Genomic DNA, 15,066 nt, shown 5'->3' with positions numbered 1-15,066 from the left:
GCCCACCAGCGGGAGGCGACCCTTCTCCTGAACTCGCCTGCCGCAAAAGGGCGTTGAGGAGGTCCGCAGAACTTCCCGCGACCCCTCCGCGCGTTCCGCGCCGTTTCAGCCAGGATGAATGGGTGCCACTGGCTTGTTCACTTCTGTTGACGAACCCGCTGTGCACCCTCCACGATGAAGCACGTCCAACCCGTGGGCCCGCAGCGGCGGGGCCCCCACCGACCGGCCGGGTCGGGTGACCTCCCCCGTGGTCCTCGACCCGGCCGCTCCACGTCCGGACCACGCCCGGACCGCGCTCGCGCCACGCGCCCCCACGCCCAAGCCGCGCCCGGACCGGGGGCACTCCCCCTGCCGCCCCCGAGCACTCCCACCGCACACTCCCGTGTGAGCGAAACAGCCGACCCCGGTGACCGGAGTGACCGTAGGGATTCCCCTACGCCCGGCCGCCGACTCTTACCCCCGTGCCCCGCACGCCGCAGACTCCTGTCGCGTCCGGGACGTACGGCCCGGCGACCGCTCGTCGCCACACCCCGGTGACCGAGCGGGCCCCGACCTCCGAGAGGTTCCGATGAGAAACAGACTTCTCTCCCTGATCGCCGGCGCCGGCGTGGCCGGGCTGATCGTCACGGCGGCCGTCGCGGGCGCGGCACAGGCCGAGAGCTCGGCCCCGGACCAGGTCCGGGCGGCCGGCTGCACCCCCGCCCAGGCCGTGGGCAACGGCGGCTTCGAGAGCGGAAGTTCGCCCTGGACGGCGTCCAGCGGGGTGATCACCAGCGGCGGCGGGCAGAGCGCGCACTCGGGCAGCAGGTTCGCCTGGCTGGACGGATACGGCACGACACACACCGACACCCTCGCGCAGACCGTGACCGTACCGGCCGGGTGCACGGCGGCCACGCTCACCGTATGGCTGCACATCGACACCGCCGAGACGACGGCCTCCACGGCGTACGACAAGCTGACGGCGAAGCTCGGCAGTACGACGCTGGCCACGTACTCGAACCTGGACGCGGCGACCGGATACGTCCAACGGACCTTGGACGTCTCGTCGTTCATCGGGCAGAGCGCGAGCCTGTCCTTCGGCGCGACGGAGGACGCGGGGCTCCAGACGAGCTTCGTCATCGACGACGTGGCCCTGAACACCTCGGGGGACGGTACGACGACGCCGCCCACCACGCCGCCCACGACTCCCCCCACCACGCCGCCGACCACTCCCCCGGCCTCGGACGCGACCCGTACGCCCGCCTCGCCCGGCTACACCGTCTCGCTGACCAGCGACGCGACGGGCGCGACGTGGAACGGGCACGAGAGCGTGACCTTCACCAACGCCTCCGCGGCCCCGCTCGGCGACGTGTATCTGCGGCTGTGGGACAACTACCACGGCAGCTGCCCGAGCACGCCGATCACTGTCACCAACGTCAGCGGCGGCACCCCGTCCGCGCTCTCCGTCGGCTGCACGGCGCTGGACATCACGCTGCCCACACCGCTCCAGCAGGGGCAGAGCGGCACGGTCGGGTTCGACCTCAAGATCGTGGTGCCCAGCGGCGCCGACCGGTTCGGGCGCGACGGGCAGTTCAACTTCATCGGCAACGCACTGCCGCTGCTGGCGATCCGGGACGCGGCCGGCTGGCACCTGGACCCGTACACGAACAACGGCGAGTCCTTCTACTCGCTGGCCGCGGACTTCCAGGTGACCCTGGACCACCCGTCGAGCCTGCTGGTGCCCGCGACCGGCACCTCCGTGGACACCCCGGGCACCTCGGGCCGTACGGTGACCACGGCCACGGCGGGCAAGGTACGGGACTTCGCGTGGGCGGCCGGGCCGTTCAGCAAGGTCTCGGGCACCTCGCCCGGCGGCGTGAAGGTGAATGTGTACGCGGTCAGCGGGATCAGCTCGGCCAACTCCCAGTCGATGCTGACCACTTCGGAATCCGCGCTGGACGCCCACGCGCAGCGCTTCGGCGCCTACCCGTACGGCGAGGCGGACGCCGTGCTCGACAACAACTTCTGGTTCGGCGGCATGGAGTACCCCGGCTTCGTCCTCGACCTGGTCGACTCCACCGCGCTCACCCATGAGTTCGGCCACCAGTGGTGGTACGGGATCGTGGGCGACGACGAGTACAACAGCCCCTGGCTGGACGAGGCGTTCACCGACTACGCGACCGATCTCGCCCAGAACAAGACCGGTTCGAACTGCTGGAACAGCGTCTCCTGGGCGTCCTCCGCCGAGAAGATCACCAACTCCATGGCGTACTGGGACGCGCACTCCTCGCGCTACTCCACCGTGGTCTACGGCTACGGCAAGTGCGCGCTGCACGACCTGCGTCGGCTCATCGGCGACAGCGCGATGACCACGCTGCTGCGGACCTACGCGCAGGCGCACTGGTACGGCGTCTCCACCACCGCGGAGTTCAAGGCGGCGGCGCAGGCGGCGACGTCGACCGATCTGACGTCCTTCTGGAGCCAGCACCGCATCGACGGCTGACGGCTCCCCCTGGTACGGCCCCGCCCGGGGAACGTCCCCACGGACCCGGGCGGGGCTCCCCCACGCACGCGGTCCGGAAGCGGGCGGTGTTGACCCCGATGGGTTGTCAGGTTCACGATCGGCTCGTGGGTGTCGACCGCGAAGCGCTCCTCGCCACGGCCCGGGACGCGTTGCTCTCGGGTACGAGCGTGCAGCTCATGGGCGAGCCGGGGGCCGGCCGCTCCACGTTCCTGGCCGAGCTGGCCGCGGAACGGTCCCGCGACGGCTGGCGGGTACTGCGCTGCGCCCCGGCGGAGGCAGATCAACTCCTGCCGCTGTGCGGGCTGTTCGACCTGCTGTCGGGCGTGGAGGACGAGGTCTTCGCCACGCTCGCCCCGCACGAACGGACGCTGCTCCGGGCGGCGTTGCACCGGGCCCCACCAACGTCCCAGCCGGGCCACGCGGTACTGGCCCTGCGGGTCGCGGTCCTCAAAACCCTCACAGCCTTGTGCGCGCACAGCCCGGTCCTGATAGCGGTGGACGACGCCCAATGGCTCGACACCCCCACATCCGAGGCGCTCACCTTCACAACGCGCCGAACTTCCCACCTCCCCCTCACGACTCTGACCACGTACCGCACGCCGCCGACGGCGGAAGCCTCAACCGCGGACGGGCAGCCGCCGACGGCGGGAAGCCCCCACAGGGAGACGGAAAGCCGCCCAACGCCCCGCACGGACCGGCAGCCGCCGACGGCGGGAAGTCCCCACAGGGGAACGGAAGGCGGACAACGAACTGTCACGGGTGGTGCGGGCGGGAACACGCCGCGCCGCCAGGCGCGGCCACCCCGCACGGACGTGCACCCGGAAACGGCGGAAGCGACCCTCGGCGGCAGCCGACCGCGCACGGACGTGCACCCGGCGACGACGCCAACGCCCAACGGCGCAAGCCGAACCCGCACGGACGTGCACCCACCCACGTCGCAAGCAACCGGCCGCAGCCACCCCGTACGGACACTCACCCTCCCCCCACCCGCCAGCGCAGCGACCCCCGCCGAAGCCGCCGTCGAATCCGGCGACTACGCCCTGGCCAGAACCCTCGCCCACGCCCTCCTCCGCGACCCCGCCGCCCGCCCGGCGGACCGCGTCCGCGCCTGGCTCGTCGTGGTCGACTCCTGCGGCCAGGCGCTGGCCGAGATCGCCGACGTCTTCCCGCAGGCGCTCGAAGACGCCAGGGACGACCCGGCGTCCCTGGCCCGGCTGCATCTGCGGATGGCCTGGCGCGCCTGGATCGTCGAGGGTTCGGCCCCCAAGGCCCATACGCACGCGACCCGTTCGGCCGTCCTGGCCCACCGCGCCGCCGACCGCCGTACCGAACTGCTCGCGCTCACCCAACAGGCCGCGCTGGAGTTCTACCTGGGCCGTACCGAGGCCGAACGCACCCTCGTACGGGCCCTGGCCGCCCCGCAGGACCCGCGCGTGCTGTTCGACCACAACGGCCCGGTCTTCCTCAAGCACCGCCGTCACCTTCTGCACGACCGGCTGGACGACGCCCGTACCGAACTGCGCGCGCTGGTCCACACCGTGCGCCACCGGGGCTCGGCCGAGAGCCTGTGCCAGTGTCTGTCCGGGCTCGCGCAGGTCGAGATCCACCGAGGGCGGTGCGAACGGGCGCTCGAACTGGCCCACCAGAGCCTGCGGGTCACCGAGCAGGCTGGGCTGAGCCAGGGCCCGGCCTGGTACGCGGTCGCGCTCGCGGAGGCGGCCGGCGGCAGTGCGGACCGGGCGCTGACGGCGGCCGAGCGGGCCACCCGGCACAGCGAGGACGACAACGATCTGCTCTTCCTGCCGCGCGCGCTGCACGCCGAGGGCCATGTCCGGCTGCTGCGCGGGGAGTCGGCGGCGGCGCTGCACGCGCTGCAACGGGTGCGGCTGCTCGAACTCGGCCAGGGCCAGGGCGATCCGGCGATGCGGCGCTGGCAGGCCGACCTCGCCGAGGCGCTGGTGGCGGCGGGCCGTCCGGCGGAGGCAGCCGAACTCCTCGCGGAGACCCGGGCGCAGGCCGTACGGCTGGGCAGGCGCGGGGTCCTGGCCGTACTGGAACGCGCGTCGGCCCTGGTCACCGAGGAGCGCGGCGACCCGGAGGCGGCCGCGCACCGGCTCGCCCGCGCGGTGGAACGGCTGACGGAGCTGCCGTACCGGCTGGAGGAGGGCCGGACCCGGCTGGCACTCGGCCGGGTGCACGCCCGGCGCGGCGACCACCGGGCGGCCCGTACGGCGCTCGCCCAGGCGGCCCGGCTCTTCACAAGGATCGGCGCGCGGCCGTGGCTCGCCCTGGCCACGGCCGAGTTGGACCGGCTGGAGGTGAACGCGCCCGTCCCCGCGGGTACGGATCTGGCCGCGCTCAGCACCACCGAACGCCGGGTCGCCCTCCTGGTCGCGCAGGGCGCCACCAACCAGGAGACGGCCTCCACCCTGACCGTGAGCGTCAAGACGGTGGAGGCCGCTCTCACCCGCGCCTACCGCAAACTCGGCGTGCGTTCCCGGGTCTCCCTGACCCGCCTGATCCTGTCCCGCGCCCCGGACTGACCACCGGGACCGTACGACCGGGCCAAGGAGCCCGTACGGTCAGCAGGCGTACAATCAGCGACCGGCCAGCTTCAGGTCCTGGCTGAGCGCGGTGTACGCGGTCTTGGGCTGGTAGTTCTCGTCGAAGATGTTCGCCTGTCCCTCGCCCGTGAAGACGCCCGGTACCCACGAGTACTTGTCGGTGAAGCCCCACACCGTGAAGTCGGTGCAGTGCGCGGTGAGCAGGCACCCTTCCAGCAGCACCTGGTACGCCTCGTTCTGCGCCTCGACCTCGGTGTTGTCGGCGGGCAGCGGGATGCGGACGTCGGCCTCGGTGATCGCCGTCTCGACGCCCAGCTTGTCGAACCTGGCCATGTTGTCGGCGATGTCGTGCGGCGCCGGGTACTGCACGTCCAAGTGGCCCTGGATGCCCACGCCCTGGATCGGCACGCCCTGCTTGCGCAGCTTGGCGACCAGGTTGTAGAGGGCGGTGCTCTTCGCGTTGACGCCCTCGATGTTGTAGTCGTTGATGTACAGCTTCGCCTTGGGGTCGGCCTCGTGGGCCCAGCGGAAGGCGTCGGCGATGTAGTCCGGGCCGAGCTTCTGCAGCCAGATGTCGTCGCGCAGCGTCCCGTCGTCGTTGAACGCCTCGTTCACCACGTCCCACTGCCAGATCTGGCCCTTGAAGTGCGAGACCTCGGCGTTGATGTGCTTGTGCAGGATGTCCTTCAACTGGGCCGAGCTGTAGTTGCCGTCGCTGACCCAGGAGGGCAACTGGCTGTGCCAGACCAGGTTGTGGCCGCGGACGAGCTGTCCGTGCGCCTTGGCGAACTTCACCAGGGCGTCGGCCTGGGTGAACTTGAAGGTGCCTTGGGAAGGCTCGATCGTGTCCCACTTCATCACGTTCTCGGGCGTCACCGAGCTGAACTCGTCGGCGACCTTGGCCGTGTAGGCGGGCTCGGCGGCGAGCGCGTCGGAGTTCACCGCGGTCCCGAACCGGATGCCGGCCTTCTTGGCGAGCGCGCCCAGGCTCTGGCTGCCCGGCTTCGCCTTCCCGTGCGGAGCGGCGCCGGGCAGGGCGTTCCCGTGCCCCGCGTGGCCGCTCCCGTGCGGCGTACCGGCGATCGCGGACGGCACGACGAAGGCGGAGACGATCAGCGCTGTGGCCGCCGCGCCCACGGTGGCGGCGCGAGTCACCTTGATCATGAACTGTCCCTTCAGTGGGGGGAGCGGAGGGATCGTTTCGAAACTTTCGAGACACCATCCGCAAGTTGCGGGAAACCTAGGCCCTGCTCTGCGAGAGGTCAACACTTCGCGCACAGAAGCCGATTCGGGGACTTGCGACGCCCTGACGCACGCTCGGTGACGGGCGCTCGCCGACCGCGGCCGGGCGCCGAAATCCCCGCGACCCGCGGTGGGTACGGACGGCAGACTGCGGGGATGAGCGGTGAGGGGCAGGAGGCGTACCCGCAGCGGGCACCGCGCGCCGGGCGGCCACCGCACGCTGATCAACTGCCGTACGCCAAAAGGCCGGTACGGGCCGAGCAGGTGCCGCACCTGACGCCGTCCGCCGCCCGGTCACCCCACGCCGAGCAGGTGCCGTACACCTCGCCGTACGCCTCGCGGTCCCCGTACGCCTCGCCGTCCCCGTACGCCGACCGGGCGCTGCGGCATGTCGGGAGCCTGTCGGCCGGCGGCCCGCTCGACCCTCGGCTGCGGGTGACGCTGAACTTCCACCCGGACCGTACGGCGGGCGGCAGGACGGTCCTGCGCGCGCTGGCCGAGGACGGCACGTACCACTCGCAGTTCGTCACGGGAACGAGCAACGGCGGGCTCACCGCCCACCCCGGCGGCGACCGCTGGGCGTGGGAGAGCCGGATCTTCGCCGGTGCCTACGACGACGCGCCCGCCCACGCCCGACCGGTGTACGGCGCGCTGAACTTCCGGGGCAGGCCGACCGGTGGCGCGCCGCGCTTCGGCTCCGCGCACTTCCGGCTGACCGCCGCCGTACTTCCCCGGGCCACCTTCTGCTACCCCGACAGCTTCTTCGAGCCGTCGGACTTCGGCGTCGCGGCCGCGATGTCCCTGATCGAACTCGCCCTGGCCGACGGCAAGGACGCCCTCGACGACTACATCGAGGCGCAGGTGCACGGGCCGGTCGCCGTCGACCGCCACCATGTGGAGGCCCTGGTCCTCGACCCCGGCTATCGCGGTACGGAGGTGGAGGCCGACGCCCGGCGCCTCGGCTGCCCGGTGGAGTGGCATCCCGGATTCCGGCTGTCCGTGGAGGAGTTGCGGCGCCATCCGGAGTACCGGGGGCCGGAGTTCGTCGCGTTGGGAGCGGAGATCGCAGTCGACGGGCACCTCGACCCGCGGGTGATCGGCGACGCGGCCCGTACCGGGCGCCACTACGAGCAGGCGCTCAAGCGGGTGTGGCACTGCGTGGCCCGTTACGGGGCTCCGCCGGACCCGGTCTCCGCGTGACGCCGTGCACGTCCCCGGCTGGTCTCAGAGCGGTACGGCCGTCCCGGTGACCGCGATGCCGCTGTCCGCCCCGGCCGGGATCGTCACCGTGATGACGCTCGGACGGCCCATGTCGTCGCCCTGGCGTACGGTGACCGTCGCGGGCGGCGAGACCATGCCGAGTTCGCGCAGGTAGCCGCCCAGTGCCGCGGCGGCCGCGCCCGTGGCGGGGTCCTCCACGACGCCGCCGGGCGGGAAGGGGTTGCGGACGTGGAAGACCGACGCCGACTCCCGCCACACCAGGTCGATCGTGGTCCAGTCGCGCCGCCGCATGAGGTCGGCCAGCGCGTCCATGCCGTAGTCCAGGTCGGCGAGCCGGGCCCGGCTCGCGGCGGCGATCACCGGGTGCCAGGCCCCGGCGTAGGCGGCCCTCGGGGGCAGCGCCGGGTCCAGATCGTCGGCCGACCAGCGCAGCGCGGCGAGGAGTTCCGCCAGGTCGGCGTCCGCGAGCGGCACCGAGCGGGGCGGCACGCTCACCAGCGTGGCCGTCACAGAGCCGTCCTCGGCCGCGCTGGTCGACACCGCGACCGGGCCGGCCTGGGTGTGGAAGGTCAGCTCGCCCACGCCGTGCCGCTCGGCGTACGCGACCGCCGTCGCAATGGTCGCGTGGCCGCAGAAGGGCACCTCGGCCCGCGGGCTGAAATACCGCAGGTCCAGATCGCCGTCGGCCCGCGGCGCCGCGAACGCCGTTTCGGAGTAGCCCACTTCGGCCGCTGTGGCCGACATCACGGTTTCGTCGGCGCCTGTGGCGTCGAGCACCACGCCCGCCGGATTGCCGCCTTCCGGATCGGTGCTGAACGCGACATAACGCAGTACTTCGCTCACCATCCGACCAACCTAGCGCCGCTCCCGCCGCCGCCGCGAGGGCGGGTCGGAGCGGCAATCCGGAATTCCGCCCCGCCGAGTGGGCCACGTTCGCCACGTACGCGCCTCCGCACGCGTAACGTAGGGGGTGCGTGGCGGCCCCCCACCCCCCCCGGGGGCCGCCACCACTTACGTGTGCCCCCTCATGGGGCTGGTTCGTACGAGCCGCTGGCGGCTGTCGCGGCGGGCACGTGGGTGCCGGGTCCTGGCTGCCCCGGCCGGGGGGAGTGACGATGCACATACCTGATCCGGACGCGTCACGGCTTGTGGTGATCGGCGCGGGCCTCACCGACGACCCCTCGCTTCCCGAGCTGCCCTCGGTACGCCGGGGCGCCGTCGCCCTGCACGGGCTGCTGACCGACTCGCCGGTCGCGCTGTTCCATGCCGACCGGACGGGATCGCTGCTCATCGACCCGGACGACACCGCCGTGCTCAACGCCATCACCGACGCGTCGGCCAGGGCCACCGACACCCTGATCGTCTACTACGCGGGCCACGGCATCCGCGTCGAGGACGAACTGCGGCTGGCCACACGGTCGGCCGGTCCCGGGACCGGCTCCGCCGACGGGCTGGTCCCGTGGCGTTCCGTCGTGAACATCCTGGCCAGGAGCCGGGCCCGCTACAAGGCCGTGATTCTCGACTGCGCATACGGCCGACGGGCGTTCATCGAGAGCGACTGGGCCGAGGCAGTCACCGGCAGGGGCCGGCTCAGTTCGACGCTCGGTCTCACGACGACGTCGGAGGACTATTGGACCATCGCTCCGGTCGGGGCGGAGTTCCCTGTCCTCACCGGCGGACTTGTCTCCCTGCTGCGCGAGGGCCGGGCCGATGCTCCGGGGTATTTCGTCTTCGACGGGACGCTCCGCCGCAACCTCCGAGACCCCGAGGCGTCCCACGAGAATTCGGCCGTCACGTTCGACACGGGTGGCACATCGATGGAGCTGGCCTTCGCCAGGAACATCGCCCACGAAGGCCCGCCGTCCGATCGGGCCGCGCCCCCACCCATCCGGCGCCCCCGCGTGCCGCAGTGGACCGTGCCGGGGTTCGCCGGTGAGGTCTCGACCGGGCCGGATCTGCTGGGAATATCCGAGGACACGCTCGCCCTGGCCGTGCTGATCTCCTCGCGGGCGCTGCAACCGCCGCTCGCGCTGGGCCTGTTCGGCGACTGGGGCAGCGGCAAGACCTTCTTCATGCGCCGGCTGGAGAGCGACATCCGCCGGCTCACCTCGGGGACGGTCGTCCACCGGTACGGCCCGGCCGGGGAGCCCCTGGAGCCGGCCTTCTGCCGCCGGGTGGTCAGCGTGTGGTTCAACGCCTGGCACTACGCCGAGGCCAATCTGTGGGCCAGCCTCATCCACCACATCTTCGACTCGCTCAACGGCCACGCCGACGCGCCCGAGCAGCTGCTCGAAGAGGCGATGGAGCAGATCCACGGCATCCAGGAGACCAGGGCGGCGGCCGTGGCGGACACACGCACCGCCGAACACCTCGCCGAAGAGGCCCGGTTGGCGGTCGTAAGGATCAGCGACGAGCACCGCGAGGCGCGGGAGGCCGCGGCCGGTCTGCGGGCACGGGACCTGCTGTCCGGCCTGCGGGTGGACGGGCCGGCGCTGGCCGCCTTCAACGAGGCGTCCCGGGCCGTGGGCCTAGCCCCCGTCGGCGCGGGCGCCCAGGAGGTGGCCGCGGCGGTCACGGAGACCCGTGAACTGGCCGACAGCACACGCCGCTTGTCCACGGCCGGGCCGTGGTACCGGACACCGCTCTTCCTCGGGCTCGGCACCGCGGCCGTGCTCACGACCGGCGGTTTCCTCGCGAGCGCGCTGATCGACTGGTCCACGGGCTGGGCCGCCGCCGCGACGGCCGCGGGCGCGCAGGCGGTGGGCCTGTGCTCGGGTGCGGTGGCCTGGGTACGCCGACAGACCGGCCTCGCCCGTACGCTGCTCGGCCCGGCCACCGCGCTGCAACGGCAACTCGACGCGCGGCTGGCCGAATTGTCGGCCGCCCAGGAACGGGAGGCCGGCGCCGCGCAGGAACGCCTCGACCTCGCGACGGCCGAACTCGCTTCAGCCCGCGAAGCGTTGACCCGGGCCAGGGAGCGGGAACGGGCCGCGCGGGACGCCCTCGCCCGGCTCACCGGGGAACGGCTGCTGGAGCGCTATCTCGCCGACCGGGTCGCCAGCGCGGACTACGGCCGCTATCTCGGCGTGGTCGCGCTGGCCCACCGCGATCTGCGGGACCTGGAGAGCTTCCTCCGTAAAGCGGCCGCCGAGGACGGTGGGGGCATCGACCGTATCGTCCTGTACATCGACGACCTGGACCGCTGTCCGCCGAAGGTGGTGGCGACCGTGCTGGAGGCGGTCCATCTGCTGCTGGCGCTGCCGCTGTTCGTGGTCGTCGTGGGGGTCGACTCGCGGTGGCTGAGCCGTTCGCTGCTCCATCAGCATCCGCTGCTGCTGAGCGGGACCGACCCGCAGGGGGGCGCCGATCCGCAGGGCGGCCCCGGCGGCCACGCCGACCCCGCGGACTACCTCGACAAGATCTTCCAGCTCAGCTACACCCTGCCCGCGATGACCCGGGAGAGCTCGGTCGAACTGCTCCGGCAGACGGCGCTCGCGGGTCAGCCGGACGACACAGCGGCGGCGGAGCCCGCGTCTGTCGGCCCCGCCGCCGCTGTGTCGCCGTCGTCCGACGCGGCTCGGGGTGCCGTCGCGGCCCCGGCGCAGGCCGACTTCCGAGGCTTCGCGGAGGTCACCCTCGCGGCCGCGTCCCTCGCCCTCACGCCCGAGGACCTGCGGCTGCTCGAAGTGGTCGCCCCGCTGGTCGGCAGCTCGCCGCAGCGGGCCAAGCGGTTCCTCAATCTGTACCGGGTGATGAAGGCCAGGTCCGTGGGGGAGGCCGCGCCCCACGACCCCGCACTCATGGTGGTGACCGCGCTGGTCGTCGGCTTCCCGACCGTCGTCCCCGCCGCTCTGGCCGCGGCGGAGGAGGCCACGCCGATACGCGAGTGGCTGGAGACAGCGGTGCGCGGGCAGGCCGATCCGGCAAGGGTCGACGGCTTCCTGGCGGGACTCACGGGGGTGCCGGACGTCGGAACGCTCACCGTCGCCGCCCTGCGGCAGCACTTGCCCCTGGTCCGCCGCTTCGCCTGGCCCGTCCCCACCCTCCCCTCGCCATGACGCCCATAACGCGAGCCCGGCCGGGCCGGCGGGATGCGGACGTGTAGGTCAGCGTTCCGTGGTGTCCGCCACGATCGCGGCGAGTCGGCGCAGGGCCAGGGCGATTCGTTCGGGGTGGTCATGGAAGTACGGGTCCGACGGTGCCGGGAGGGCAGAGGCCAGGGCCCAGCCGCGGCCCCTCGCCCACGTCGCGTCGTCCACCCCGAGGGCGGAACGGAAGACCTCCCGGCCGGGCGCGTCCAGCAGGCCCCACGCCGGGAGCAGGTCCACCGCCGGGTCCCCCACCGCGACCGTGCCGAAGTCGATGACCGCGCTCAGCCGGCCCTCCCTCGTCAGCATGTTCGCCGGCGCGAGGTCGCCGTGGACCCACACCGGGTCCCCGGCCCACGGGGGAGCCGCGAGCGCCGCCTCCCAGGCCGCCGTCACGGCCCCGGTGTCGATCAGCCCGGAGAGATCCGCGATCTTCGGCCGGACCCGCGCCTCGGTGGCGATCGAGTCGCGTTCGTCCCCGAGCGGCACGCCGCGGAACGCGTTGCTCCACTGCGGCGCGGGCCCGCCGGCCGGGTCGATCCGCTGGAGGGCGCGGACGAACTCGGCGAGATCCCGCGCGGTCCGCACGTCATCGGTGAAACCGTCCGCCGTACCGGGTGTTCCGTCGATCCAGCGGTAGACCGACCACGGGTACGGGTACCCCTCCCCCGGCTCGCCCTTGGCCAGGGGGACCGGGATCGGCAGCGGCAGGTGCGGGGCCAGCCGAGGCAGCCACTCGTGCTCGCGCTCGACCTGACCCACCCACCGCGGGAAGCGCGGCAGCCGTACGGACATGGCCCCGCCGAGCCGGAACGTGGCGTTGTCCACTCCCGGCAACGGAACCAGTGAGATCGGCAGTTCGGCCCACTGCGGGAACTGCGCGGCCAACAGCCGCCGTACGAGGGCCTCGTCGATCGGCGGCGGACCGTTCGTACCTGCGTCGGACACGCGTACTCCTCGGGGTGGGCGTGTGTTCATCCCACCGCGAGGAGTCCCGCGTGTCCAAAGGTTTTCACCGCGAACGGTCCGGCCCCGAGTCCGGACCGTGGCTCCGACGCGATGCCGGGCCCGAGTCGGGCACGACCCACGCACGGGCCGGTCACGGCCTTCGCCTGGTGGCCTAGTGGCCGAACAGGTGCGGCGTGTGGTGCCTTCGCGGCTTGTCCGCGCGTGCGGAGCCCGTCGCTCCGGCGTAACCTCGGTCCCCGGCACCCTCACCGGTGGTCCTACGGTCGTCGTCCACTCGGGCGGCCAGCGAGTCGCGCTCCCTCGCGTTGACGGCCGCGTCGCGCCGAGCCGAGTGCAGCATGTGGCTCTTGCGACGGTGCATCGCCAGGCCGGTCATCGCCAGCATGGCCGAGAGGCCGAACAGCAGCGCCAGCCCGAGTCCGGCGCAGAAGATCGCCAGCGAGTTCATGGTCGCGATGTGGTTGCCGAGTATGGTCACGTGGTAGTCCGGGCCGCCCGACACGTTGTCGGCGAGGGCCAGACCGGTGAACGCCGCTATACAAGCAAGGAGCAGCAGTCCCAGGATCAGCATTCCGGTCACCTCCGTAAGATGGGCTCCTTGCCTCGCGGCTACCCACCCGCACAGCTCACACACAATGTCGCCCTCGGATCCGACAGGCCGTCCAGGACTGCCCAGGACTGCCCCACGACCGGGCCCCGCCGCCCGCGCCGGAGCGGCGGACGACGGGGCCCGGGACGACGAGCGGGCGGTCACCCGTCAGTGCATCCAGAGGGCGTACAGCCCGTTGGTGAGCGGCTCACAGATGTAGACCGGGCCGTGGACCGGGTAGTTCGCCTGCGCCGCGTCGACGCACTGCGCCTCGGTGCGGAAGTACCCCAGCACGAAGAACCCGGAGCCGGGCGGGGGCGAGGCTTGCGCCGAGGACGAGAGCACTCCCATGCCGAGCAGGGCGGTGCCGAGGACCAAGCCGGTACGGGCCATGAAGCGTGTGGCCATGGTGCACAACTCCTTTCCGGGGCAGGCCGGAGGGCCCGCCGGGTGGGGGAAGGTGGTGCCTGGCTGCGCGCGCAGCTAGAAGTTAGCGGGCGAGTACACACAGCAGCAATAGGTCTAGGCCAATATGTGACGCAGGGCGACTCCCGGCCCTGATGGGTCGGGTGGGGCTCAACCGAACAGGCCGCAGCCCACGCACCGCCGAGCCGGCCGAAAGCCGCTCGCTCAGCCCAGCCGCAGCGCGGCCTCCCGCACCACCCCGGCGTCCCGCCGCACCTCCGCCAGCCCCGGCAGCGGCCCGGCCGCCGCCACGCCCGCCCCGGCCCCGACGCCCGCCCCCAGACTCCGCGCCCACGCGACCAGTTGCCCCCGGAACCCGGTCCGCCCCGGCTCCGCCGTATGGATCCGCCGCGTCCCGACCCCCGTCCGCGCGTCCCATGTCTCGACGTTCAGCGTCGCCGACTCGTCACGGGCGTACGGCGAGGGCAGCGTCAGCGTGGCCACACCGTCCTCGGCGGTGAATTCGAGGACTTCCCGGTAACGGCGGTGCGCGGGCAGCCGCGCGTGGGTGAGGTCGACCGCGAAGCCGTCGTCCGGCCGCCACCGGCAGCTCACCGCGCTCCCGCCCGCCCACTGGTCGGCGTGCAGCAGCTTCCCGTACAGCCCCGGGCCGCCGTCCGCGAGCACCGCGTGCACCAGATTGACCTGGTGGATCAGCGAACCGCCGAGCCCCCGCGCGTACACCTCACGCCGCAGGTCGCCGGCCCCCTCCCCCAGCGCCCGGACCAGGGCGGCCACCGCGGGCGGGGGCTGGGGGCCGTACGGCGGCGGGTCGTACGGCAGCAGGTGCGCGACCTGGTGGGGCGCGTTGGGGTCGTGGATGTCGGCGGTGAACCGGCGGGCGACGGCCAGGCGCTCCCGGCAGTGGTCGAGGAAGAGGCGCACCACCGGGTCGTGGCGCTTCATGTACCCGGCGGCGACCGGCACCCCGGCCGCGCGCTCGGCCGCGATCAGCTCGTCGATCTCGGCGAGGTCCAGGCTCACCGGCTTCTCGCACAGCACGGGCAGCCCGAGCTCCAGGCAGGCGAGCACGATCTCGCGGTGCGTCCACCAGGGTGTGCAGCACAGCGCGGCGCGCGCCCCCGCCCGTACGGCCTCGTCGAGCGTCGCGCACGCGGCGGCGTCCGGGAAACCGGCGGCCCGTACGGCGGCGAGGCGGCCGGGGTCGCTCTCCACGACGGCCACGAGCCGCAGGGCGTGCGGAAGGTCGCGGATCTCCCGCAGGTGCGCCGCGTGGGCCACCTTGCCCGCGCCGATCAGTACGACCGGCAGGGGCGCCGCGTCCAGCGGTCCCATCGGCTCACCTCACCGCCCCTCGCGCCCCTCGCACACCACCACTGCCCCGATCCGGCCCCCGGAGCACCCCCGGACCGACCCCTCACAGGCCCCGCACAGCTCCCCGCACCCCCGTACCGACCCGGAATC

10 protein-coding genes are annotated in these 15,066 nt (G+C 72.9%); 4 read left to right on the top strand and 6 right to left on the bottom strand.

Annotated features, from left to right (window positions below; all coding sequences use genetic code 11):
* The first annotated feature begins 568 nt into the window (after positions 1 to 568).
* Both OHA30_RS24720 and OHA30_RS24715 read left to right on the top strand, forming a co-directional pair.
* Positions 569 to 2,482: a M1 family aminopeptidase gene (locus tag OHA30_RS24720; RefSeq protein ID WP_328916064.1), complete on the top strand. Its 1,914-nt coding sequence runs from the start codon at positions 569 to 571 to the stop codon at positions 2,480 to 2,482.
* Positions 2,483 to 2,607: 125 nt separating this feature from the next.
* The gene (locus OHA30_RS24715) at positions 2,608 to 5,046 is read left to right on the top strand and encodes a helix-turn-helix transcriptional regulator (protein WP_328916063.1); all 2,439 of its coding nucleotides are present in this window, start codon (positions 2,608 to 2,610) and stop codon (positions 5,044 to 5,046) included.
* 54 nt (positions 5,047 to 5,100) lie between these two features.
* On the opposite strand, the gene OHA30_RS24710 is transcribed toward OHA30_RS24715, so the two are convergent.
* On the bottom strand, positions 5,101 to 6,231 hold the full coding sequence (locus OHA30_RS24710) for an endo-1,4-beta-xylanase (protein ID WP_328916062.1): 1,131 nt from the start codon (positions 6,229 to 6,231) through the stop codon (positions 5,101 to 5,103).
* A 234-nt stretch (positions 6,232 to 6,465) separates the two neighbouring features.
* On the opposite strand from OHA30_RS24710, the gene OHA30_RS24705 reads away from it, so the two are divergent.
* A complete protein-coding gene (locus OHA30_RS24705) occupies positions 6,466 to 7,509 on the top strand; it encodes a DUF3626 domain-containing protein (RefSeq protein ID WP_328916061.1) in 1,044 nt (347 codons plus the stop codon).
* A gap of 24 nt (positions 7,510 to 7,533) precedes the next feature.
* On the opposite strand, the gene OHA30_RS24700 is transcribed toward OHA30_RS24705, so the two are convergent.
* Complete coding sequence (locus OHA30_RS24700) at positions 7,534 to 8,376, bottom strand: PhzF family phenazine biosynthesis protein (protein ID WP_328916060.1); 843 nt, start codon at positions 8,374 to 8,376, stop codon at positions 7,534 to 7,536.
* Positions 8,377 to 8,645: 269 nt separating this feature from the next.
* Between OHA30_RS24700 and OHA30_RS24695 the strand changes: the two genes are divergently transcribed.
* Positions 8,646 to 11,588, top strand: a complete 2,943-nt coding sequence (locus tag OHA30_RS24695) for a P-loop NTPase fold protein (RefSeq protein WP_328916059.1) — start codon at positions 8,646 to 8,648, stop codon at positions 11,586 to 11,588.
* 48 nt (positions 11,589 to 11,636) lie between these two features.
* Here OHA30_RS24695 and OHA30_RS24690 read toward each other — a convergent pair whose 3' ends face one another.
* The 4 genes from OHA30_RS24690 to OHA30_RS24675 all read right to left on the bottom strand — a co-directional run bounded on the left by OHA30_RS24690 (position 11,637) and on the right by OHA30_RS24675 (position 14,937).
* Positions 11,637 to 12,566, bottom strand: coding sequence for an aminoglycoside phosphotransferase family protein (locus tag OHA30_RS24690; protein WP_328916058.1), 930 nt, complete (start codon positions 12,564 to 12,566; stop codon positions 11,637 to 11,639).
* A gap of 172 nt (positions 12,567 to 12,738) precedes the next feature.
* Complete coding sequence (locus OHA30_RS24685) at positions 12,739 to 13,158, bottom strand: hypothetical protein (RefSeq protein WP_328916057.1); 420 nt, start codon at positions 13,156 to 13,158, stop codon at positions 12,739 to 12,741.
* 186 nt (positions 13,159 to 13,344) lie between these two features.
* Positions 13,345 to 13,584, bottom strand: coding sequence for a hypothetical protein (locus tag OHA30_RS24680; RefSeq protein ID WP_328916056.1), 240 nt, complete (start codon positions 13,582 to 13,584; stop codon positions 13,345 to 13,347).
* Between the two features lie 222 nt (positions 13,585 to 13,806).
* Complete coding sequence (locus OHA30_RS24675) at positions 13,807 to 14,937, bottom strand: Gfo/Idh/MocA family protein (protein WP_328916055.1); 1,131 nt, start codon at positions 14,935 to 14,937, stop codon at positions 13,807 to 13,809.
* Between the last annotated feature and the right edge of the window lie 129 nt (positions 14,938 to 15,066).

This window comes from Streptomyces sp. NBC_00223 (assembly GCF_036199905.1).
Taxonomy (GTDB): domain Bacteria; phylum Actinomycetota; class Actinomycetes; order Streptomycetales; family Streptomycetaceae; genus Actinacidiphila.
Note: the sequence above shows the minus strand (reverse complement) of the source record. Positions and strands in the feature narration are given on the sequence as shown.